General features: G+C 60.0%; 13 protein-coding genes. 5 read left to right on the top strand and 8 right to left on the bottom strand.

The window, feature by feature from the left end:
- Window positions 1-34 precede the first annotated feature (34 nt).
- The 7 genes from CENROD_RS05210 to rpsT all read right to left on the bottom strand — a co-directional run bounded on the left by CENROD_RS05210 (window position 35) and on the right by rpsT (window position 10275).
- Window positions 35-616: a TerD family protein gene (locus CENROD_RS05210; RefSeq protein ID WP_022772073.1), complete on the bottom strand. Its 582-nt coding sequence runs from the start codon at window positions 614-616 to the stop codon at window positions 35-37.
- Window positions 617-709: 93 nt separating this feature from the next.
- Window positions 710-1417: a TIGR00266 family protein gene (locus CENROD_RS05205; RefSeq protein ID WP_022772072.1), complete on the bottom strand. Its 708-nt coding sequence runs from the start codon at window positions 1415-1417 to the stop codon at window positions 710-712.
- A gap of 76 nt (window positions 1418-1493) precedes the next feature.
- Window positions 1494-2069: a TerD family protein gene (locus CENROD_RS05200; RefSeq protein ID WP_022772071.1), complete on the bottom strand. Its 576-nt coding sequence runs from the start codon at window positions 2067-2069 to the stop codon at window positions 1494-1496.
- A gap of 109 nt (window positions 2070-2178) precedes the next feature.
- A complete protein-coding gene (locus CENROD_RS05195) occupies window positions 2179-3186 on the bottom strand; it encodes a TerC/Alx family metal homeostasis membrane protein (protein WP_022772070.1) in 1008 nt (335 codons plus the stop codon).
- A gap of 314 nt (window positions 3187-3500) precedes the next feature.
- Window positions 3501-6095 carry a DNA mismatch repair protein MutS gene (gene mutS, locus CENROD_RS05190; RefSeq protein WP_022772068.1) on the bottom strand — a complete coding sequence of 865 codons (2595 nt, stop codon included), beginning with the start codon at window positions 6093-6095 and terminating at the stop codon, window positions 3501-3503.
- A 315-nt stretch (window positions 6096-6410) separates the two neighbouring features.
- Entirely contained in the window at window positions 6411-9437 is a 3027-nt protein-coding gene (locus tag CENROD_RS14295) for a methyl-accepting chemotaxis protein (RefSeq protein WP_022772066.1), read from the bottom strand.
- A gap of 529 nt (window positions 9438-9966) precedes the next feature.
- Entirely contained in the window at window positions 9967-10275 is a 309-nt protein-coding gene (gene rpsT / locus CENROD_RS05180; RefSeq protein WP_022772065.1) for a 30S ribosomal protein S20, read from the bottom strand.
- 404 nt (window positions 10276-10679) lie between these two features.
- Here rpsT and CENROD_RS13040 point away from each other — a divergent pair, with 404 nt between their 5' ends.
- Genes CENROD_RS13040 through CENROD_RS05160 form a run of 3 tightly spaced genes read left to right on the top strand, consistent with a single transcriptional unit; the run spans window position 10680 to window position 17758 of the window.
- Window positions 10680-14993, top strand: a complete 4314-nt coding sequence (locus CENROD_RS13040) for an EAL domain-containing protein (RefSeq protein WP_022772063.1) — start codon at window positions 10680-10682, stop codon at window positions 14991-14993.
- Window positions 14993-16804, top strand: coding sequence for a single-stranded-DNA-specific exonuclease RecJ (gene recJ, locus CENROD_RS05165; RefSeq protein WP_022772062.1), 1812 nt, complete (start codon window positions 14993-14995; stop codon window positions 16802-16804). Before CENROD_RS13040 ends, recJ begins: the two co-directional genes overlap by 1 nt.
- Window positions 16805-16849: 45 nt before the next feature.
- Window positions 16850-17758, top strand: a complete 909-nt coding sequence (locus CENROD_RS05160; protein ID WP_338010383.1) for a PHP domain-containing protein — start codon at window positions 16850-16852, stop codon at window positions 17756-17758.
- Between the two features lie 53 nt (window positions 17759-17811).
- Here CENROD_RS05160 and CENROD_RS05155 read toward each other — a convergent pair whose 3' ends face one another.
- The gene (locus tag CENROD_RS05155) at window positions 17812-18420 is read right to left on the bottom strand and encodes a YggT family protein (RefSeq protein WP_338010382.1); all 609 of its coding nucleotides are present in this window, start codon (window positions 18418-18420) and stop codon (window positions 17812-17814) included.
- Between the two features lie 495 nt (window positions 18421-18915).
- On the opposite strand from CENROD_RS05155, the gene lysS reads away from it, so the two are divergent.
- Window positions 18916-20484, top strand: a complete 1569-nt coding sequence (gene lysS / locus CENROD_RS05150; RefSeq protein ID WP_022772059.1) for a lysine--tRNA ligase — start codon at window positions 18916-18918, stop codon at window positions 20482-20484.
- A gap of 17 nt (window positions 20485-20501) precedes the next feature.
- Entirely contained in the window at window positions 20502-22217 is a 1716-nt protein-coding gene (locus tag CENROD_RS05145) for an AAA family ATPase (protein ID WP_022772058.1), read from the top strand.
- Window positions 22218-22343: the final 126 nt, after the last annotated feature.

Here is a 22343-nt window from a genome sequence, read left to right as displayed (position 1 = left end):
CAATCGTGGGCGGTGTACCGCAGCGACCCTAAGGTCACAGATGGGGGAGGATCTGCGGAAGCAGTTCCTGGAACGTACGCCCTACGCCGTTTTCCCCGATCGCATGCATCTTCCATTCGTTGTTGTGCCGGTAGACCTTGCACATGATTTGGGCCGAATGCTTGCCTTGTACGCTCAGGTCGTACCGCGCGATTTCCTTGTTGTTGCCTTTGTTGACCATTCGGCAGAAGGCGTTGGCCACTTGCGAAAAGTCTTGCCCCGTAAAGCAATTGACGGTGAACACCAGCGATTGCACGCTGGCTGGCACTACAGAAAGGTTGACGATGATTTGTTCGTCATCGCCTTCGCCATCGCCGGTGCGGTTGTCGCCAGTGTGCTGGATGCTCCCGTCTTGGCTACGCAGTTGCCGGAACCACACGGCATCGATGAGCTGCTTGCTTGCGTCGAACAGCAGGCACGAGGCATCAAGGTCGATGGTCTCCGAGCCTCCCCCAAATCCCAGAATGCCTTTTTTCTTGACGGCATCCCAACCCAACCCCATGATGATGCTCGTGAGCGCACCCCCGGCTTCCTTGTCGAGGCTGATCTTTTGGCCTTTTTGCAGATTGATACCCATGGTTCCCTCCTGTGATGGTGATAGAGAAAAGTGAATCGCGAAAAACGGGTGGTCGACGGCGTGTGGAGCGATGACGTGTGGAGAATGGCAGATTCAGGAACGATTCGGCATGAGTTTGGCGCTGAGCCAAGCCAGAAACCCGCTGCGGTTGCGAGAGCAGACGATGACTTTGCCGATGCCGGAAAACTTCAGGACGATGCCTTCCCCGCTGGTGACGCTGTTGACCAGGTTGCCCAACAAACCCTGGCTCTGGTTGGTGGAGACGGACAACTCGTGGTGCAGCGCGCTATCCCATGCGACGACATGCCCGTTGTCGATCAGGACGCTCTTGGCCGGGGTGATATCGAGCGTGAACACCGACCCAAAGCCAGAAACGACGAGCTTGCCGCTCCCGCTCGAACGACCGATGAAAAAGCCTCCGGTACCGCCGAACAAGGCCGTTCCGATGTTTTGCATCTGCGCGGTGACTGCGACCCCGTCGCTGGAGGCAACGTACGCGTCGTCCGACACGCAGTACTGCACCGACCCGACGTCGAGCACTTCGAGCGCACCGGGCAGAGTGGGAGAAAGCAGGCAATCCCCATCGCCACGGCTGGCGCGGATCTGCTGCTGGAAGAAGCTTTCCCCGTTCGCCATGCGGCGCATCACGGCCTGCAAAAACCCCCCCTGCATTCGGCCTGCCAGATCGAGGGTGTCTTCCATCATCACCATGGCGTTGCTCTCGCAGGAGATGGATTCCCCCTTGCGTAGCGAGACATGGAGAAAGGGATCGTCGTCTCCCAGAACGGTAAAGGTGGGCATAGGTCTGCTCCTCAGTTCTTGACGAATAGTGCGCGCCGCAGTGGAAAACCCCGGCGACGCACCATGCCGTATTGGATTAGACGTTGACGCCGAAGTTTTTGGCCAAGGGGCCGAGGCCGCCCTGGAAACCCTGGCCGATGGCCTTGAACTTCCAGTCTGCACCGCTGCGATAGACCTCTCCGAAGATCATTGCTGTCTCGACCGATGCGTCTTCCGACAGGTCGTACTTGGCGATTTCGGTGTTGGTATCGGCGTTGACGCAGCGGATATAGGCCTTGGAGACTTGGCCGAAGTTTTGCCGACGTTCTTCTGCATTGTGGATGGTGACGCAGACGGCGATTTTTTCGATTTCCGGCGGCACGCGTGACAGATCGACGTTGATCGATTCATCGTCGCCATCGCCAGCGCCGGTGAGGTTGTCCCCGGAGTGCTCGACGGACCCTTCCGTCGACTTGCGCTGGTTGTAAAAGATGAAATCGGCATCGTTGCGCACCTTGCCTGTGGCTGCCAGCATGAATGCGCTGGCGTCGAGGTCGAATTCGGCCCCGTCGGTGGCACGGGCGTCCCAGCCCAGACCGATGAGCAATTTTTTCAGGCCGGGCGCTTCCTTGCTCAGATTGACGTTGCCGCCTTTTTGCAGACTGATAGCCATGGGTGAACCTCCAGGATGAATGCGTGGGGGCAGGACAGTACAAAACGCACCGCACCCCCCACGGGTGCAGCGCATTGGGATGCGGAATGGCCGCGCGTGCCTAATTGGACTACTGCGCAGGTTCCTCGCGCTCGGGGAACAGGAACGATGCCACCACGCCTGCCCCCAGGGTGCCGAGGACGATCAGCAAACTGGTGCTGGGAGCGAGGTGGAAGCCGGTATCGAAAACCGCGTGGTTCCAGGATTGCAGCGCCATCTTGGCGCCGATGAAAAAGAGCAGCGCGATGACGGCCTTTTCCAGGTGGACCAGGTATTTGGTCAACGCCGCCAGTACGAAATACAAACTGCGCAGCCCGAGAATGGCAAAGATCATCGCGGAGTAGACAAGCAAAGGTTCCTGGGTCACGGCAATGACCGCCGGGACAGAGTCAAAGGCAAAAGCGATATCGGACGTCTCGATAGCCATTAGGCACAGGAATGCGGGGGTGGCGTACAGCCTGCCATTGCGGGTGACAGCAGACGCCATGCCTTGCGCGATGACTTCGTCATGGTGAACGAAAAAACGGTCGACGTGCAAGCGGGTGTAAATGGGCATGAACTTGCCGGTCAATCGCACGCTCCAGTGGTGCGAGTAGTCTTCGATTTCCGTTTCGTCGGTGCCGGACTGCAACATCTTGACCCCGCTCCAGATCACGAAAGCCGCGAACAGGAAGCCCACATACGGGCTGGCGAGGAAAAGGCTGGTACCAACGGCGACGAAGATGGCCCGGAATACCAGCGCACCGAGGATCCCCCAGTAGAGGATGCGGTGTTGTAGAGCGCCTGAGATGCCGAAAGAGGCAAAGATGGCCATGAACACCATCAGGTTGTCGACCGAGAGGCTTTTTTCCAGCGCGTACCCGGCCAGGTACATATCTGCCCAGTTTTTGTCGAAGCGCATCCACAGGTAGCCATAAAACAGCAACGCCAGGGCGATCCAAAACACAGACCACTTGGCCGCATCGCTGATGGTGATTTCCGTCGTCTTGCGGTGCATAAACAGGTCGAGGTAGACCGAAACGCCAATGACGATAAAAAACAGAATGATCGTTTCTGTGGGGAAACCGAAGTGAGCCAAGGGGGCCTCCTCTGGAGTGTGGACAAGGATCACCCACAACAAGCCGCGATGGACTCATCAGGGTGCAAGGGGAAGGGAGAGGGGGAGTGGTGCAGGAGCAGCCCCGGAACGCACATCGGCATGCAAGGGCTTTCCCGACCAATTCCATTCTATCGGGGCAGGATGCGCTGTGCGGCCCTTTTCCCAGAAATGACTAGGAGGTAACAAGAAATTTATATAGAAAACAATGTATTGCGACATAACCCTGGTGTAAACGGCTATGGGCAATCAGTCGTGACGCGGGCCGATGCATCCCAGCGCGCAGGTTGGCTTGCCTAGCCTCGGCTGGCCAGTTTTTTGAGCGCGTACAGTGCTTCGAGCGCTTCCCGCGCACTGAGTTCGTCGGGGCGCAAGGCTTCCACCCAGCGTTCGATCGGGCTGGGTTCCGTGCATTCCGGTTCTACGGCGGGGGTGAACAGGTCTGCCTGGGGCCGGTCGCGTTGGGCCAGCGATTCGAGCGTTGCCAGGGTGCGGCGTGCCTGGTTCAGGACTACGGTGGGCATTCCGGCAAGGCGGGCAACTTGTACGCCGTAGCTTTTGCTGGCGGGGCCGGGTTGAATCTCATGCAGGAAGACGATGTCGTGACCCGATTCGACCGCGCTGACATGCACATTGATCGCGTGGTGGTGGGTGGCTGCGAATTCGGTCAGCTCGAAGTAGTGGGTGGCGAAGAGGGTGAAGGCGCCGACTTTGTCATGCAGGTGGGTGGCGATGGCGCCGGCAAGGGCTAGGCCGTCGTAGGTACTGGTGCCCCGGCCGATTTCGTCCATCAGCACGAGCGATTGGGAAGTTGCCGTGTGCAAAATTTGCGCTGCTTCGAGCATTTCGAGCAAAAAAGTGGACTGGGCATTGGCCAGGTCGTCGGCAGCGCCGATGCGCGTGTGGATGGCGTCGATAGGCCCGAGTCGGCAACTGTGGGCAGGGACGAAGCTGCCCATGCTTGCCAACAGCACGATCAGCGCGACTTGCCGCATATAGGTCGACTTGCCACCCATGTTCGGGCCGGTGAGGATGAGCATCCGGTGCTTCGACCCTAGGCGCGTGTCGTTGGCGATGAAGGAGCCTGCATTGCGCTCGGCCAGTCGGGCTTGCACGACGGGGTGGCGTCCAGCGTCGATCTCGATGCACGGCGTGGCAACGAATTCCGGGCGGCGCCAGTCGAGCGTCACGCTGCGTTCGGTCAGGGCACAGAGGGCGTCGAGCGAGGCCAGCGCTTGTCCCAATCGCACGAGCGTGAGAACCGAAGTGCCCAGTTCGTCGAGTAAGCGCTCGTACAGCCAGCGTTCCCGCGCAAGGGCGCGTTCCTGGGCGCTGAGTGCCTTGTCCTCGAACGCCTTGAGTTCCGGGGTGACGAAGCGTTCGGCATTCTTGAGCGTCTGGCGGCGCTGGTAGTCGGTGGGCACCTTGTCGAGCTGTCCCTGGCTGACTTCGATAAAGAAACCATGCACCTTGTTGTATTGCACGCGCAGGTTCGCGATGCCGGTGCGTTGCCGTTCCCGGGCTTCCATGTCGAGCAGGAAGCGGTCGTAACCTGTCCCCATCGCACGCAACTCGTCGAGTTCGGCGTCGTGGCCGACGGCGATGACCCCGCCGTCGCGCACCGCTGCAGCAGGCTCTTCGCACAGGGCGCGTTCGAGCAGGACGCAGCAGTCTTGGGGGGGCTGCAAGTCGGTGGCGAGGGGGGAGAACACTGTCCCCAGCTCCAGCACGGTGGCAGAAAGGGGGCCAAGCCGTTGCAAAGTCCAACGCAACGCAACGAGCTCCCGGGGGCGAGCCTGGCGTAGGGCGATGCGGGCAGCGATGCGCTCGACGTCGCAACATCCTTTGAGCCGGTCACGCAAGGACTTCCAGTCACCGCCGCGCAAGGTAGCGATGGCTTCGTGGCGTTCCCGGGCCTGGGTGCGGTCTCGCTGGGGATGGAGCAGCCATCGTTGCAGAGCGCGGCTGCCCATTCCCGTCATGCAGGTATCGAGCAGGGAGAGGAGGGTAGGGGAGTCTTCCCCACGCAAGGTTCGCACCAGTTCGAGGTTGCGCACCGTGGTGGCAGGCAAATCGATTGCCTCGTCCGCCCGGTGGACGTGGATGCCATGGATGTGTGGCAGCTCGCGACCCTGGGTGTGCGCTGCGTAAGCCAGCAAGGCCGATGCCGCAGCATGCGCTGGATCGAGCCCTTCGGCCTGCCACGGGGACAGGCTGGCGACTTGCAGGTGGCGTAGCAGCGCTTGCGAGCCCAGTGCGGTATCGAACTGCCAGTGCGGACGCCGTGCCAGAGCGCGTGGGCCGGTTTGCGTGAATGCACGCAATCGTTCCTCGAACACCGTGGGGAGTTTGTCGCTGACGATCCACTCGCTGGCCCCAGTGCGGGAAACCCAGGATTCCAGTTCGTCGGGAGCGCATTCCGCCAGATGCACCAGCCCTTGGGCGATGCTCATCCAGGCGAGTCCACATTGGTGTCGTGTCCCGGCATGGAGCGCCAGCACGACGGATTCGCTTTTTTCGCCCAGCAATTCCCCTTCGGTCAGGGTGCCCGGCGTGACGACCCGAACGACCTTGCGCTCGATGGGACCCTTGGCGCTGGCTGGTTCGCCAATCTGTTCGCAGATTGCGACGGACTCTCCGTGCTTGACCAGCCGGGATAGGTAGGTATCGACGGCATGAGCCGGCACCCCGGCCATGACGACCGGCTGGCCCCCTGACTGTCCGCGCTGGGTGAGCGCGATACCGAGTAGCGAGGCCGCCCTTTCCGCATCCTCATAAAACAGCTCGTAAAAATCCCCCATCCTGTAGAACACCAGGGTCTGGGGGAATTCCGCTTTGACGCGCAGGTATTGCGCCATTACGGGGGTATGCGGCGTGGTGGGGGTAGTCATGCGCAGTAGTGCAAAACCTCAAGGTGCTCTGTGCGGTGGCAGCGCACGCTCCTGGCTGCACACCAAGAAGACTATTCGTAACCGTTGCCATCCCCCCAACTACGTAGCCCGGGTAAGAAACTATTCCAGTAGGAGCTGCGCCATCGCATTGCACGCGGAGGCGGTGCTCGGAATCCTCATGTACTGTCCATACTCCGGTTCCTGCGCTCCGGTGCCACGCACACTGCTTCGGCTCGCCTGCCTACTGAAATAGGTTCTACACCGAAACGGAATCCGGGAAACGCCTGGGAGGGAGAGTGAACCGTTACGGTCTTTTTAGTACTCCTGGAAATTGGAGGACATCGGCTTGCTCGGCGCAGCCAGGCGTGCAGGGGCGGGTCGTCTGTGCGGTGCCGGGGCAGCCTGGGGCTGGCGGCGTTCGGGCAGTGCGGCGGGGGCCGGAACGAGCCGCGCGCCCCCGGCAAAGAAAGAGATCGTCTGCTGGAGTTGCCCGGCACGGCTGGAGAGTTCCTCCGCTGTGGCCGCCAGCTCTTCCGCCGAAGCCGTATTCCGCTGGGTGACGTCACGAAGCTGCCCGACGGCACCGCTGATGTACACGACGGAATCGCTTTGTTCCGCGCTGGCTGCGGAAATTTCCTGGACAAGCTCGCTGGTTTTCTGGATCGAGGGAACGATTTGATCCAGCAGTTTCCCGGCGTGTTCCGCCGTCGATACGCTGGCTGCTGCGAGTTCGCCGATTTCCCGGGCTGCTTCCTGACTGCGCTCGGCGAGTTTGCGCACTTCCGCTGCCACGACGGCGAAGCCTTTGCCGTGTTCCCCGGCACGCGCTGCCTCAATGGCGGCGTTGAGCGCGAGCAGGTTCGTTTGGTACGCGATGTCGTCGACGATGCCGATCTTGGCTGCGATCTTGTTCATGGCGCCAACGGTCTGGGTGACAGCATTGCCGCCGTCGGTGGCCTCGTGCGAGGCCTTGGTCGCGACTTCGTTGGTGATGCGCGCGTTGTCCGAGTTCTGGGTGATCGATACGCTCATTTTGTCGATCGACGAACCAGTCTGATCCACGTTGGCCGATTGCTGGCTGGCAGCCATCGATAAGGACTGTGCCGTAGTGCTGACTTGGTTAGCCACGCCGGTGAGGGCATCCGCCGCCGCACGCACTTCGCCGATGACGCGGTCGAGCTGTTCCGCAGTGCTGTTGCCGGCTTCTTTGACTTGCCCGAAGAGGCCCTCGTAATTGCGGTCGATGCGGTAGCCGAGGTCACCGCGGGCAAAGGCTTCGAGCATCTGGGCCACGTCGCCGAGGCCCACTTCGCTCGTTTGCATCAATTCGTTCATGCTGGATGCCAGCGTGGCGAAGATGCCCGTCTTGCCTTCGAGGCTCAAGCGTTGCGAGAAATCGCCACGGGCAGCAGCCTGCACTGCATTGGCCAACTCGTTTTCGATGAGGACTTCCGCAGTGCGGTCAGTCCATTCGACGACGGTGCCCAGGCGCTCTCCCTGCTCATCGAAGATGGGGTTGGCAGACACCCCAAAATGGATCGCGCCGATTTGGAGTTGCGCACGATGCGTGCCGTGTATACTGGCCAGCATGCGGCGTTGGTGCGAGGGATTTTTGTGGAATACGTCGATGTTTTGGCCGATGAGACGGTTGACATCGAAGTGAGGCAGACTTTTGCGTAACGCTTCTTGGTGGCGTGCCATCATGTTTTTGATCGTATCGTTCATGAACATGATGTTGTGGTCGGCGTCGGCAATCATGATGTTCGTGCTGGCCTTGTTGAGGGCATTGACGACACGCAAATTGATGACAGCGGATTCGGAAGCAGTACGCATCTTGAGCCGGACCGCATTGGCCACTTCCGAGATTCGACCTTTTTCGCCGGGAAGGGACTCCATCGCTTCCTCGAAGCTGCCATTGGAGTAGGCATCCATCAAATCCACCAGCCGGAAAGTGACGCGGTTCTGGGTGCCTGCCAAATCGTTGATCGCTTGGGCCATTTCACCAAACTGCCCAGGTAGTTCGTGTACGGGCATGACGTGGCGAATGGCGCCTGCATCGTGCTGGCGCGCCATTTTGAGTTGCTCGGATTGGAACCGGGCAAGCACCTTGTGCATGGTGATGAGCGACCACAGTACCTGCGCCGTTTCGTCGGTGCCGGAGGGGACGGCCGGCGCCGTGTGCAAATCCCCCTGCGCCATTTCTTCGAGCCGCGATGCGATTTGCTGCAAGCCATGTTCGGTGACGAGGAAAAAACTGTAGAAGAGGTATGTAGCCAGCAGCAGGCTGGCCGCCATGGCAAGTGCAGACCACATGAGCGCGTTGGCGATGCGAGCCTGCCGATCCTGCAATAAGCGATCGACGCTCACTAGCGCACGATCCACCAATGCATAGAGGTCGGAGAGATGGGTAGAAGCTTCCTTGTAATAGGCGCTGGCCGAAAGCGTGCCCGAGTTGCGGGCGACGTGCTCACGGGTAATGTCGATCATCTTTTGGATATTTTTCAGGGTGGCGTCGGGGCTGACGGCAGCAGTTAACGTGGCATCGTGCGCAAAAGCCTCTGCGAACGCGGAGCGGAACCGGTTCGCGCCAATCTGCATCCGGGCCAAGCGATCTGTGAGTATGTCCATCTTCGAAGCATCGAAGCGGGTGATCAATTCGCTGCCCAGGCGCCGGGTTTGCGAAGTGGCCAGCAGCAGATCTGCAGATTCCAGGGCCACGGCGCGGATCAAGTGGAAGGAAGCAACTTCCGGGTCGAGGACGAGACCCGCAGTGTTGCCAATATGCCCGACCATCTTGACTGCCGTAGACACCGTTGGCACCGATGCTGCCGCAGCGACCCCCGCGCTAGAACGAACCTGGGCTTCGACTCCGGAACGCAATTCTTGGAACAGTTCATCGGTTTGCAAGCGTGTACCCAATTCCTGATCGATCGGGACCAGCGCTTCCAGGCGGGTAGCCAGCCGTTGCACGGCGGCATCGCGCTCGGCTTGGGGAACAGGCTCCCCTGCAGTGACACGATCTTGAATGGCGCGTACATCTTGTCCCGATTGCATCACCGGGAGCAGGGTGCGAAGGTATCTGGCGCCGTCTGCTTCCAATTGGGTAGCCGCTCTGGCAGACAGGGACGATTGCAGAAATAGTCCAGCAAGCAGGGTAATCGGCAGCAGAAAGCACAGCGTAATGAGTAGCGCTTTGTTGGCAAAGCGCAGGCGTTCCATCAGCCGTACGCCCGGAGACCAAACGCCGTGTGTCTGCTTGTCGGCAGCAATTGCGCTGTACGTTGTGTCAGCAGAACCATAGCCAGGCTGGCCTTGATGCTTTCCTGCCGCTTGTCTTGCCATTGCTGTCTCCTTTGGCTGAGTGATCAAAAGAACCCGATACGAATCCATTCCAATGCGATGTTCATGGGTCATCGATAAATCAACACCGATCAACACCGATTGGAAACCTCGCACTTCAGGGCGGTAAGCCGTGACTTCGGCCAACAGGCCGGTTTTGGATAGTTGTTGCACAACATTTTGTGCGCAAAAAACCCCCGGGCTGAAGGCACACACCAAAAAAGGCGAACCTTCAGAAAGCGGGGGGCAGCAAACGCAACAACGCTAGAAGTCCAGCTTGACAGGAAAGCTAAGAAAGGGAATGCATGCTTACACCAAGCTCGGCATACGCTAACAAAGCAATATGCAGCAGGCAACCACTTGCGAGGTGGTGCGGAGCACTGGCCTGGGTACTCCACCTTTCGCCCTTTCCTTAGGGCCGACAAAATCAATCCACTCAATCCACTGCCTGAAACCGCATCTTTCTCTGTCTACGGATTGGCATATTTGCACGTCTTTGTTGTACGTCTTCGTACCATTGTCGTCCGCACATTCAAGCCGATGCCGTTGCAGCACCGAGTGCCTTTACTTTGGCGCACATACGACTTTTGTCGCGAGCTGCTTTGTTTTTGTGGAAGATTCCCTTGTCAGCAATGGAATCGACGACGGACTGCATCTTGGCAAGCTGGGCAACGGCAGTGTCTTTGTCACCCGCAAGCACCGCCTTGGCTACGTTCTTGACGGCAGTGCGGTAGCGGGAGCGCAGGGCCGTATTGGCCGCGTTGCGCTTGATGTCCTGGCGTGCGCGCTTGCGCCCGGAAGCCAGACGAGGGTTCTTTTTCTTGGGTTTTCCAGATGCCATAGTAACCAATCCTTGGGGCGCAATGCAGTGTGCCGAAAGCGAAAGATTCTAGCTTGAACCCAGATAGTCCATGAGGGTTTGCAGGGCAGGTGGATGCAGTGGCGAGGCAGTTTTGGCCTGACTGAGGCGTTCATAGCTTGAGCTAGGAACAACGAAGAAGGGCAAAAATGGCCGTCAGTGCGCCGCCTGCACGCAAACAGCACAGAAGGTGCGCCTCATGGACTATTTGGGTTCCACCCTGCTTCATGCGTGCTCCATGGTGGTGGATGGGTTCCTTGTAGGATAGACCCAAACGTAGGAGAAGGGTGAACGATATTGGCATCGTCGCTGGGTATCCTGCGTTGGTTTCATTGCGATCACGCACTTGTTTGCGCGTACTCGTTTGACTTCCCACGAGGTTCCCCATGCAGGATTTCGCATCTTCCCTGTTTCGCGAAGCGCTGCGGCGGTGTGAGAGTGAGCCCATCGAATTCATTGGCGCTATACAAAGCCATGGCGTGCTCGTCGCGGTGGACGCTGCGTTGCGCGTCTGCGCCGTGAGCGCCAACTTTGGCGAGGTACTACATATCCAACCGGAGCAAGCGTTGGGGCGGCAAGTAGGAAAGGTGCTTGGAGAGGATGCATGGCGGGCCATCCTGACGCTAGGCGCGGTGCCTGCCCAGAACCCTCCAGCGCCAGTGCTCCTGCCTTTCCCTGACGGCACGGCAAGAGGAGTGCCGCTGCGACAGGCCTTTGTCCATCGCATCGGTTCGGTGCGGGTCATCGAGATCGAGGCGGAGGTCATTGATCTTTCGGCAGCGCAGACAGAGCGGGACGCTGCCGCCAGGGTGCTCAATGCCTTGTTGGCCGAGATGGGGGATATGGAGCTTTTTGCGGGGGAACTGGCGTGCCAGATTCGTACGTTGACGGGGTTTGATCGGGTGATGGTTTACCGGTTCGATCATCAATGGAACGGGCAAGTCATTGCACAAAGCCGGGATGAATCTGTGGAGTCGTTCCTCGGCCATCACTTTCCGGCTTCGGATATTCCCGAACCTGCGCGGCGTTTGTATGCCAAGAATTTGGTGCGCATGCTCCCGGATCGGGATGCCCCCATGGCCGCCTTGTTGGGAGGAATGCCCGGGGGGGCAGGAATCGATTTGTCGTTCTCGGTGTTGCGCGGCATGTCTTCCGTGCATCGCACGTATCTCAAGAATCTTGGTGTTGCAGCTTCCTTGTCGATTTCGCTTTTGCAGCATGGCAAGCTGTGGGGGTTGGTCGTATGCCATCACCGCGTTCCCAAGGTGGTTCCCTTGCGGATGCGCGACAACCTGGAACTCATCGCACGTACCGCCGCGATGCGTTTGTCTGCGATTGCCTTCGACGACAGCCTACGCTTTCAGGTGGAACTGCGCAGCGTGACCCGGGATTTGCTGGCATGGACGCAACACACCGCCGATTTGCCGGATTTGCCCACCGGGCTTCTGCATCGGATGTTCGCTGCCGTGGGGGCGCAGGGGCTTGCGCTCGTCACCGACCGCGAAACCCTGTCGTTCGGGGAAGCACCGGCACGGCCCATGCTGGGCTGCCTGCGAACCCGGTTGCTGGCCCAATGGTCAGGGCAAACCCCTTTCGTGACCCATGCATTGGCCGCGCAGCACCCCGACTTGGCTGTGTACTGCGACAGTGCGGCGGGGTTGCTGGCCATTTCGCTCGACGATGCGGGAGCGCAGCTTGCCTTGTGGTTCCGATCAGAGGAAGTGCGTTCCATCGAGTGGGCGGGGGATGAGCAAAAGGCGCTTGTCGATGACGAAGACGGCCCCCGGCTGGAGCCGCGCAGTTCCTTTGCCCGCTGGGTGCAGACCCGTCGCGGCGAGTCCGATCCCTGGGACACCTTGCAGCTCGACGCTGCACACACGCTGTCGATGACATTGGGGTGGATCTTGGCGCGTGCGCGGCTGCGGCAAAGCGAGCGGCGCTATCGGTCGTTGATCGACTGGTCGCCGGATGCGCTGATCGTTCACCGCGAGGGCAGGATCGTCTACCTCAACCCTGCGGCAGTACAGCTTTTCGCTGCACGATCTGAAGCAGAGCTGCTGGGTAGCGAGTTGATCGAGCATATTCACTCGGATCACCGCGACGCCACGATGGAGTTGTTGTCGCACATGCAGCGTGACGAAGAGGCTGCGCCGCTGCTGGAAGGGAAATTCCTCAAGATCGATGGCACGGTGATGGACGTCGAACTCAAGGGCTTGTCGATCACCTACGACGGGGCGCCTGCGCACCAGATGGCGATGCGCGACGTGACCGAGCGCCGGATCATTGAAGACCAGCTTCGTATCAGTGCCCATGCGCTCAAGTCCATCTCGCAGGGGGTGCTCATTGGTAGCGTCGATGGCAAGATCGTCTCCGTCAACGATGCCTTTGCACGCATCACGGGGTATGGAAGGAACGAGGTGGTGGGGCAGGACGTGCATCTATTGATCGGCCCCTTGACAGATCCGAATGTCGTTACGGAGATGGATCGTGCGTTGGCGCAGGGAGGCATGTTCCATGCCGAGATGCTGAACCATTGCAAAGATGGCCGACCGTTCTGGAACGAGTCGACGATGTCCCCGGTGCGGAATGCGGCAGGGACGTTGACGCACTTTGTCGGCATCGTCCGCGACGTGACGTTGCGTAAGGTGAGCGAGCAAAAGATCAAGCTCGCGGCCAGCGTATTCACCCATGCCCGGGAGGGCATCTTCATCGCGGAGCCGGATGGAACGATCATCGATATCAACGAAACGTTCACGAGCATCACCGGCTACGAACGAGACGACATCCTGGGCAAAAAACCGAATGTGCTCAAGTCCGGCAGGCACGAGTCTGCGTTCTATGCGCAGATGTGGAACGAGTTGCTGGCGTGCGGGCACTGGCAAGGGGAAATTTGGAACAAAAAGAAGAACGGGGTGATCTATCCGGAAATCCTCAGCATCAGTGCCGTCGCGGGGGTCGATGGGTCCTTGCAGCATTACGTGGGCCTGTTCACGGACATTTCCTTGATCAAGAGCCATGAGAGCCAGTTGGAAAAGCTGGCGCACTTCGATTCCCTCACAGGGCTGCCCAACCGGGTGTTGCTGTCTGACCGCTTGCGGGAAGCGATGAATCGGGCGCAGCGATCATCCACAGGGCTGGCGGTGGTCAATGTCGACCTCGACGGGTTCAAGGCGATCAACGACCGCTATGGGCACGAAGTGGGCGATCAATTGCTCGTCGTCGTGGCCGATCGGATTGCGCGCATCTTGCGGGAAGGGGATACCCTGGCCCGTTTTGGGGGGGACGAATTCGTTGCAGTGTTCGACGATGTGCCGGGTGTTGCGGAGTGCGTCCCGCTGCTTGACAGTCTGCTCGATGCTGCCTCGGCGCCGATTGATGTGGCAGGCTATCGTTTGCAAGTCACGGCAAGCCTGGGGGTGTCGTTGTTTCCGCAGTCCCAGGTGGTCGATGCCGACATGCTGGTTCGCCAGGCGGATCAGGCGTTGTACAAGGCCAAGCAGGCTGGCAAGAACCTGTACCACATCTTCGACGCGGATCAGGATCGCAGTGTTCGCGATCACCATGAGTGCGTCAACCGCCTCGTGTATGCCTTGCGCAATGGCGAGTTCGTCCTGTACTACCAGCCTAAGGTCAATATGCGCACTGGGCAGGTGTTGGGGGTCGAGGCCTTGATTCGTTGGCAGCACCCCCATAGAGGGTTGTTGGCCCCCGGCTTGTTCCTGCCGGAAATCGAAAACCACCCCTTGGCCGTCCAGCTTGGGGAGTGGGTCATCGATACCGCGCTGGCGCAGGCGCAGGAATGGCTCAAGTCAGGGCTGGACCTGCACGTGAGCGTCAATGTCGGTGCGATCCAGTTGCAGCAGGTCGGGTTTGTCGATCGTCTGCGGGAGCTGCTGGCGGCACACCCTGAAGTAGGCCCGCATCATCTGGAAATCGAGGTGCTGGAGACCAGCGCGCTCGAAGATACCCGTGTCGTCACGCAGGTCATCGAACAATGCCACCAGTTGGGCGTGCGTTTTGCCCTGGATGACTTTGGAACGGGGTATTCCTCGTTGACGTACCTCAAGCGCTTGCCAGTGTCTGTGCTCAAGATCGACCAGAGCTTCGTGCGGGGGATGCTCGACGACTCCGACGATTTGTCGATCCTTGACGGTGTTTTGGGGCTGGCGCTGGCGTTTCGGCGCGCCGTCATTGCGGAAGGCGTGGAAACCGTCGCCCATGGGGCCATGCTGTTGCAGTTGGGGTGCGATATGGGGCAGGGCTATGGCATTGCACGGCCTATGCCCGCTGCCGCCGTTCCGGACTGGGTGCAGACATGGCGCATGGATCCTTCCTGGATGCATCTCCATGTGCTCGACCGCCGCGATCTGCCTTTGCTGTACGCCGCTGCAGATCATCGCGCCTGGGTGATCCGGCTAGAAAAATACGTTCAGGACACCTCTGGAGACCCGCCCTTACTCAATCCTTTCGAATGCCGGTTCGGGCGCTGGCTGTCTGGGGAAGGGCGATACCAGCACGCGCACAAAGCCTGCTTCGACCGCATCGTGCATCTGCACCGCAAGGTGCATACCCTGGGCGCGGCCATTTGCTTCCACCACGACAAGGGGAGCAACGCCGAGGCCCAGGAATTGCTGCCAGAACTCTACGGGCTGCGTGATGCGCTGCTGGACGAGTTGTCGAGATTGGTGCGGCATTCCTGATGTTGCGCGATGCTCCGGCCATTGCGCCGCTCATACGCGACGTTCCCTTCACCGCTGAGGCAGAAGGAAGCGGTCATTCCTTCGTGCTGCGGGTGCGCGATGTCCCCCCACGCGCAGTCTGGGCTTTGGAGCAAGCCGGGGTGCATCCGCTGCTGGCGCGTCTCTATGCATCGAGGGGGGTGTGCGATCCGGCGGAGTTGGATGTTGCCTTGCCAAGCCTGCTCCCGCCATCATCAATGCGGGGGATTGATCGGGCCGCCCAAATCCTGGCCGACGCCATTGAGGCGAATCGCACGCTGTGCGTCGTTGCCGACTACGACTGCGATGGCGCGACGGCCTGCGCGACGGCTGTTCGGGGTTTGCGTCTGCTGGGCGCGCGCAAGGTGCAGTACCTGGTGCCGGATCGGGTACAGGATGGGTACGGGCTTTCGGAAAGTCTGAGTGCCCGCGCACATGCCATGGGTGCCGAGGTACTGCTCACCGTCGACAACGGCATTGCCAGCTTTGCGGGGGTTGCCGCAGCGCGTGCGCTGGGGATGCAGGTTGTCGTGACGGATCACCACCTCTGCGCCAGTCCACAGGGGCACATCGTCTTGCCCGAAGCCGATGCCATCGTCAACCCCAACCAGCCGGGCTGCTCTTTTGCCAGCAAGTCGATGGCTGGAGTGGGCGTGGCGATGTACCTGCTGCTCGCTGTGCGTGCGGCGTTGCGGGCGCGTGGGCGGTTTGGGGAAGCCGGGGGCGCAATGCAGCCGAAGCTCGACGGGCTGCTGAGTCTGGTGGCGTTGGGAACGGTTAGCGATGTGGTTTGCCTCGACGCCAACAATCGCAGGCTGATTGCCCAAGGCTTGCAGCGTATCCGTGCGATGGCCGCGCCGGCAGGGTTGTTGGCCTTGTTCGAGGTAGCCGGGCGCGCGCCCCGCTACGCCAGCACGGTCGATCTGGGTTTTGCCCTCGGCCCGCGCATCAACGCGGCAGGGCGGTTGTCCGACATGACGATCGGCATTGAATGCCTGCTGACTGACGATGCCGAACGCGCACGGCAATTGGCCCGGATGCTCGACGGCATTAACCGGGATCGCAAAAGCATCGAAGGGCAGATGCGCGAACAAGCGCTGGCGGTTGTCGAATCCTTGGAGCAAACCGGGACGCAAGACGCGATTTGCCTCTACGACCCCAGCTTCCACGAAGGGGTCGTGGGGATCGTGGCATCGCGGCTCAAGGAACGGTACCACCGGCCCACCTTCGTCTTTGCCGACAGCGCTGCGCCGGGTGCGGAAGGCGTGCTCAAGGGGTCGGGGCGCTCGATCCACGGCTTCCATCTGCGCGATGCGCTCGACCTGGTCTCCAAGCGCAACCCCGGCGTGTTGCTGCGCTTCGGCGGTCATGCGATGGCAGCAGGATGCACTATCGCACGCGAGCGCCTGGGCGATTTTTGCCATGCCATGGATGGCGTTGCCCAGGAGTGCCTTGATGAAGCGACCCGCAGTCGCTATCTCGACGTGGACGGGCCTTTTCCCCCGGAGTTTTGCCGCGTCGATCTCATCGACACCTTGCGCGATGGCATCTGGGGCCAGGGCTTTCCCGCGCCGTTGTTTTGCGAGGAGCTGGAGATCGTGTCCCAACGCTGTGTGGCGGGCAAGCACTTGTTTTTGCAGTTGCGGCACCATGGGAAGGCAGTAGATGGGGTGTGGTTCCAGCACACTACCCCCCTGCCCAACCGCGCCACGCTGGCTTTTCGCCCGGAGATCGACACCTGGAACGGCGTGCGCAAGGTGCGGTTTCAGGTCGAGGCCGCCGTGCCTGCGTAGCGCCCGATCCGCATGATCCTGCTTGGGCAACCCCGGGAATGCACCGTGCAAGAGGAACCAGCTATGGATGGGAAAGAGAGCGCAAAGGTGTCTGCCACCGCTACTGGCGCCATTCGCGCCGATCTGCACTGCCATTCGATGTTTTCCGACGGCACCCTGACCCCGGAAGCGTTGGCCGAGCGTGCCGCAGCGAATGGAGTGACCCTGTGGGCATTGACCGATCACGACGAGATTCGCGGGCAGCCTCGTGCTCGGGCTGCTGCGCTGGCCCATGGGGTGGGGTACGTCAGTGGGGTGGAAATATCGGTGACGCACGCTGGCCGCACGATCCACATCGTCGGACTCGGGTTCGACGACGGGGATACGGTGCTGGAGCGTCGATTACAGCGGTTGCGGCAGGGGCGTGTCGACCGCGCGCGGGCCATTGCCGAGGAACTGGGCCGCGTAGGCATTGCTGGAGCCTGGGAGGGCGCGATGCGGTATGTGCGCAACCCCGAGCTGATGTCACGCACCCACTTTGCCCGGTATCTCGTCGCGTTGGGGGTGTGCAGTACCCCGGCGGGCGTCTTCAAAAAATACCTGGTGCGGGGCAAACCGGGCTATGTGCCGCACGAATGGGCATTGATGGCAGACGCTATCGGGTGGATACGAGGCGCAGGTGGCATGGCCGTGCTGGCGCATCCCGGGCGATACCGCATGGGCCGTGCGGCGGGGCTGGAATTGCTGGCGGCGTTTCAGGAACGCGGGGGAGAAGGCATTGAGGTAGCGACCTCCAACCACAACGACGAAGAATGCGCCTACTGGGCTGGACTGGCCGCGCAGCATGGGCTATGGGCCTCTTGCGGCAGCGATTTTCATGACCCAGCCGAAAGCCGGATGGATGTGGGCAAGGCGCCTGATCTGCCACACGGGGTGAAGCCAGTGTGGGAAGGGCTGCGGGGCAGTGCTGTGTGAGCGGAAGGGGGAGCGGGACTGCGCCGGTGCTGTGGAATAGGGAGACCGCAGCGCTAGCCGTGCAACGCCGCGCTTTGCAGCCCGCCAAGCACGATTGCTGCGATTTGCAGCAGCACCAGCACGATTAGCGGAGAAAGATCGATCCCGCCGGCTAGGGGGATGACCTTGCGTAACGGGGCCAGCAGGGGGGAGACGAGACGCTCGACGAAGTCCGACAGCGCGGGATTGGCGGGGAACCACGAGAGCAGCGCGTAGAGGATCACGATCCCGGTCAGCAGGGCGATGGCCGTGCGTAGCAGTCCGAAAAGGGCGAGGAGGAGGATGACCCAGACTTCCGTCGCACCACCGGCCAGCGCCCAGAGCAGCGCGTACTCGACGCATTGCAGCGCGAACGCGGCGAGCAGCGAAGCGATGTCGATCGGCCCCATCGGTGGTAGCACACGGCGCAGGGGCAGGACGATCCAATTGGTCAGGGAGACCAGCAGCCCCCCCAGAGGGTTGCCGGAACGTGCAGATAGCGGAACGCGCAACCACTGCGCGTACATCCGCAGCAAACAGGCGCCACTGAGCACGCCGACTACGACGTCGAGCAATAGGGAAACGATCTGGAACAGCATGAACGTTGCGCGGATGGCGCGGGAGTAGGGGGGTAAAACCATCATACCCAACGGCAGGAATGTCCCCAGTAGGCTACGGCGCTTGCCCTTGCCCTGGCTTTTCCCCCGCTAGGGAAAGGATGCACGCTGAAAAATGCCTGCTGCTACGGCAGCAGTTGTAGCAGTTGTCATAGCGACGGAAGTCGCGATGCAGCCTTTTCCATGCTGTACTTCGCTTTGCGATAGAGAGATAGAGCCTCTGTCGTAGGCCCGTAGGCCCCCTTCGCATAGCCCCCTCCGTAGAATTTCCGGCCCTTATGGGCTGCCCACTATCTGTTTTTCCCTATTGGGTTTTCCCTGTCGAGTGCTGCCCTGAAGAACCTATTCCAGTAGGGGCTACGTCATCGCATTGCACGCGGCGGTGCTCGGAATCCTCATGTACTGTCAGTACATTCCGGTTCCTGCGCTCCGGCGCCACGCACACTGCTTCGGCTCGCCTGCCTACTGAAATTGGTTCTCAGGCATCCCAATCCTTGTCCATTTTTTGCCCCTTGGTGCCCCATGCCCGATTCCCATTCCGACTCCGTTACTCCCGCTGCCCTCGACGAAAACCATCTGATTGCCGAACGCCGGGAGAAATTGCGGCAGTTGCGCCAGCGCCAGGCTGAGGGCCAGGGGCCTGCCTTTCCCAATGACTTTCAGCCCCGTGACCGCGCCGCTGCAATCGCCGCTGCGCACCAGGCAAGCGATGCCGACGAACTGGAGCGCGCATCGGTCACAGTGCGCATGGCAGGCAGGATGATGCTCAAGCGGGTGATGGGCAAGGCCAGTTTTGTCGCGCTGCAAGACGCCACCGGGCGCATCCAGGTCTATGTGCGATCCAACGACGTGGGCGAAGAGGTCTACGCCGAATTCCGTCGATGGGATTTGGGGGACATCGTTGGCGTTGTCGGGCATTTGTTTCGTACCCGCACCGGGGAGCTATCCGTCCACGCGCAGTCCATCCGGCTGCTGACCAAGAGCTTGCGGCCCCTGCCGGACAAGTTCCATGGCTTGAGTGATCAGGAACTCAAGTACCGCCAGCGGTATGTCGATTTGATGATTGATGAGTCGGCGCGCCAACGCTTCGTGCTGCGCAGCCAGGCCATTGCGCAGTTGCGGGCTTTCATGGCGTCGCAGGGCTTCCTCGAAGTAGAAACGCCGATGCTGCACCCCATCCCCTCGGGGGCCAATGCCCGGCCTTTTGCCACGCACCACCATGCGCTCGATCAGGCGATGTATTTGCGCATCGCGCCGGAGCTGTACCTCAAGCGTTTGATCGTCGGCGGGTTCGAGCGCGTCTACGAGCTGAACCGGAACTTCCGCAACGAGGGCATCAGCATTCGGCACAACCCTGAATTCACGATGATGGAGTTCTACGCCGCGTACTGGAACCATCGCGATCTGATGACGTTCACCGAAGAATTGATCCGCAACGTTGCCCGCCAGACCTTGGGCACGCTGCAACTGACTTACGGTGGCAGAGCGGTGGATTTGGAAGCGCCCTTTGCGCGCTGGACGATGCGGGAGGCAATTTGCCAATGCAGCCCTGCCGGGGTGGCGATGGAAGACGGCAGCGGCTTGTGCGTCGATAGCGCGTCGTGGTTACGGCAGGCTTTGCTGCGCCACGGGTGTAGCGAGGCGCAGCACCAGCTTTCGACGCGCTCGCTGGCGGCGTTGCAGGTGCTGTACTTCGAGGAAGTGGTCGAGGAACAGCTTTGGCAGCCCACCTTTCTGTGTGAGCACCCCATCGAGATTTCCCCCCTGGCGCGCGCCAGCGATGAGCGGCCCGAGGTGGCCGAGCGCTTCGAGCTGTACATCACCGGGCGCGAATTCGGCAACGGGTTCAGCGAATTGAATGACGCCGAGGAACAGGCTGTGCGTTTTCGTGCGCAGGTGCAGGCCCGGGAGCGTGGGGATCAGGAAGCCATGCACTATGACGCCGATTTCATCCGCGCCTTGGAATACGGCATGCCCCCCACAGGCGGCTGTGGTATCGGCATCGACAGGCTGATGATGCTGCTGACCGATTCCCCCAATATCCGCGATGTGATTCTGTTCCCCGCGCTGCGGCACGAGGCGGAGGGTTGATTTGTGACCCAAGAACCATGACTACATTGCCAAAACTACCCTATGGCCTAAGCAATTTCCGGCAAGTTGCCCTAGAAGATTATTTTTATATCGACCGCACCGGATATATCGCAAAACTCGAAGAACATGGCCGCTACCACGTTTTGATGCGTCCGCGCCGCTTTGGCAAAAGCCTGTTTTTGTCGATGCTGGAGCATTATTACGACCAGCGTCGCAAGCCGGAATTTGACGCATTATTTGGCAAGCTGCACGTAGGCAGGAACCCGACACCGCTGGCGAATGCTTACCAAGTGCTGGTGCTGGATTTTAGTGGGATCGAAACCGGTAATGGCGTCGATACCTTGCGGCGGGGGTTTATGTCGAAAGTGACGCTGCCTGCGCTCGATTTTCTGGAACGCTATGGCTATTCGGCGTCTACCCGGGAAGAATTGCGTAGGCTGCCTTCTCCACAAGAACAGATCACTGTGTTGTGCCAATACGTGGCGCGTTCTGGCCACAAATTGCTGCTATTGATTGACGAATACGACCATTTTGCCAATAGCCTTCTTGCCGAAGACATGGATGCATTTCGATCCGCAGTCGGCAAAGGTGGATTTGTTCGCAGCTTTTATGAAACGATCAAGTCTGCAACGCAAGCGGGCACCATTGACCGGTTTTTTATTACCGGCGTCACGGCGATTATGCTCGATAGCTTGACGAGTGGGTTCAACATTGCAGAGAATCTGACCTTCGAGGAAGATTTTCATGATATTCTGGGCTTTACGCGGGAAGAAACACTTGCGCTACTCCACCCCTTGGCAGAATATTGTGGAATGAATCCTGACGCTCTGATGGAAGATGTGACGTACTGGTACAACGGATACCGGTTCCACCGCAGGTGCCATACCGTCTACAACTCCGATATGGTGCTGTACTTTGCCAAGAAGTTCGACCAAAAAGCCTGCGCATACCCGGATCGAATGCTCGATGAAAACATTGCATCCGACTACAGCAAGCTGATGGCGTTATTTGCGATTGGAGACCGTGAAGACAACTATCGCGTACTGGAAGCGCTAGTGACCGATGGCGAAGTGATAGCCCAGCAGCAACGCCGATTTGATTTAGATAAAACCTTTGGGCGGGATGACTTCATTAGCCTGCTGGCGTATGTGGGTTTTGCGTCGCTTGCTGGTGGCGACGGGAATGATATGCGCTATGCAATCCCGAATCATGTAATTCGCGAGTTGTACTTTCAGTATTTTCTTGTGGAATTGGAGCAACGCAATCACGTTGATCTTCCGATCTGGGAAGTGCGCAATGCCCTGCGAGCTTTGTACCGCGCCAATGACATCGAACCGTTGCGTTCCCAGTTGGAACGGGTGCTGCAACACCTATCGAACCGGGACAGCATGAGGATGGACGAAAAGCACCTGAAAGTCATCCTGGTAACGCTGTTATTTCAAACTTCCGTATGGCGTTTACAAAGCGAACCGGAAGTGAACCGGCGCTATCCCGATGTATTGCTGTGGGAACGCAGCCCCTTTGAACTGGCTGGGCAGCATTTGATCGAATTGAAATACGCGAAGAAGCAGGAAGGCGAAGCGGGATGGGCAGCCAAGAGACAAGAAGGGCTGGAACAAATTGCCGCATACCGTTCGTTGCCGGAGATAGCGGCGATGGCGAAGCTGCATAGCTGGTTGATGTTGAGCGATGGGGAAAGGGTGGAGGTGATCGAGGTGATGGAGGTGGCGTGAGCTGCACGGCATGGGATTGTGTATGCCAGCGTTCATCGTAATTGCTGTTGCGGCTATACATCCCCTCATGCTCATGCAATGCCCACTCGTTGCAAGAAGTAACAGCAGTACCGATCTACATCCTCA

Source organism: Candidatus Symbiobacter mobilis CR (assembly GCF_000477435.1).
In the GTDB taxonomy this organism is placed as follows: Bacteria; Pseudomonadota; Gammaproteobacteria; order Burkholderiales; family Burkholderiaceae_C; genus Rhodoferax; species Rhodoferax mobilis.
Note: the sequence above shows the minus strand (reverse complement) of the source record. Positions and strands in the feature narration are given on the sequence as shown.